The organism is Rhodococcus sp. (in: high G+C Gram-positive bacteria) (genome assembly GCF_049286785.1).
Taxonomy (GTDB): Bacteria; Actinomycetota; Actinomycetes; order Mycobacteriales; family Mycobacteriaceae; genus Rhodococcus_F.
On record NZ_JBAQEO010000689.1, the window covers coordinates 1 to 1,794 of the forward strand.

Sequence of the window (1,794 nt, forward strand, 5' to 3'; positions counted from 1 at the left end):
CGCGGACACCGTGTGGATGAACGCGGTGTGCCTCAGCACCGGGGGCTTGGGTTCTATCGATTGTGGTGCGGGAGTGAAAACCGGCGGTCCGTTCGCTTACTCGCTAGTTGGAGAACTCTGTCGTAACGTTCGCTAAGTAACCACTGATTCACGGGCGCAGCACTGCCGATGGCGACATTGGTCGGGTTCCTTTCCGCTGCGGCCCTCGGAAAAGACGGAGAAGGACCTGATGGCTGTTACCGAAACGATCGCCAGCGCACTCGGCGGCGTACGCCTTGCCTTCGATGCCGGAGTCGCTGTGATAGCCATGGTTGTGGCTGTGCCCGTGGCCTTCGCCTGGAGTGAGGGAGCTGCCATGGCACGGAGCGTGCGCGGCGACATCGCACCGTGGGACCCGCAACGGGAAGAACAACTTCAGGCCGAGGCCGCCTCCTCGGCGTCGCTGACAGTGCGCGGCGGGCCCTTGTGGAAGGGTGAATCCGCAGGGATGCACTCGGCCCTGTAGAGCCCGAGCGTCGTCTCCGTCAGGTTTTATCAGAGGTGTCTGCAACCGACCCGATCGACGGCCGAAGTCCTTGCAGGAACAGGGTTTCCCCGAACCAAATAGCCGTGCGACTTCTCAGTCGACGATCGTGCCGGCGAACGCGTCGATAGCGAAACGCCGTGTACGCGAAGCAGAGCGCCATCCTCTTCGAGTGAAGTCTGCGACCCACTACTGGTCCGGGTGCTGCGGTGCGTCCCAGTTCCGCTCGATCAGATCGTCGGGGTTCCGTGGCGCCCGATCGTCGCGCTGGGTGGTGATGGCGCGGGGGCGGCCTGCTCAATGCCTGGCCGCGTCCGAGTGTCGGGACCGGGACGGCGTCGAGATGGGCGCCGTTCCGATACCGCGGCGTGTCGGTCCCGAGGTGTAGGAGATCATCACGTTGAACGGCTGCCGGATGTCGTCGCGGACCCGGCGGACCCAGGTCGAGCATGATCGGACTCAACGTCAGGGCACTGACCGATTGGACTTGGGTACGGTCCAGGGCGGCGACAACTGCACTGGTATGGGTTACGGAGTCGGCGATCCGCACAGGCGGCTGGAGTGGGTCGTCACCTCCCGGCTCTGTGTGATCCCAGCAGAGCGCATCCCGCCCGCGATGATCGCGCTTCCCGCGAGACGAGGAAGCTGGACCGCACGGATTTCACACGGGCGAGCAGTCGGCGCGGCCTCAGGTGGTCAAGGGCGGGCCGAGTACCCGGTCCCACCAGTCGGTGAGCGGGCTGGGGTCGGGCCAGATGATCGGATCGTCGGGTAGCGCCGAGGATTCGCTTGGGTCCTCGCCGTGTGGTTCCCGTTCAGAATCGTCGTCGACCAGGGATCGCCGCACGACCCGGCACCGACCTGTGGCCATGGTCGGTGACCGGTCCGGACGAGTCGTTCGCCGGAGCGGCGGCGGATCGGCGGGCGGGGACGGGATGCGGATCACGGGGTGGATTTCGTACTCGAGCACGAACGTTGGCTCCTTCGCTGCACGCATCGGCCGCCGGACGTTGGTGTCGGCCGGTTCCCATCGTCCCGCGGGGGTGACCCACCCGCGTCACTGTCGATGCCCTCTCAGTTTTATCCGACCCGCTCCGCCCTGTCAGCCAAACGCCTTTCACCGCCGAACGCCTTACACCGCCGAGGGCCGGGGAATCCCCACCGAGGGGCGGGGAATCATCCGGGTGGCGGGACTGGGGGGGCCGGAGTCTCGGCGTCGAGCAGGGCGTGGAGCCCAGACCGATGCTTCGGCCCGCGTGCCCAGCTTGTAG

Annotated in this window: 2 protein-coding genes; one reads left to right on the forward strand and one right to left on the reverse strand. The window is 66.3% G+C overall.

The window, feature by feature from the left end:
• Nucleotides 1–229: 229 nt before the first annotated feature.
• Nucleotides 230–505 (forward strand): hypothetical protein, encoded by a 276-nt coding sequence (locus WAW17_RS25005; RefSeq protein WP_422335574.1) that lies wholly within the window; start codon nt 230–232, stop codon nt 503–505.
• 706 nt (nt 506–1,211) lie between these two features.
• Here WAW17_RS25005 and WAW17_RS25010 read toward each other — a convergent pair.
• On the reverse strand, nt 1,212–1,493 hold the full coding sequence (locus WAW17_RS25010; protein WP_422335575.1) for a hypothetical protein: 282 nt from the start codon (nt 1,491–1,493) through the stop codon (nt 1,212–1,214).
• Nucleotides 1,494–1,794 lie beyond the last annotated feature (301 nt).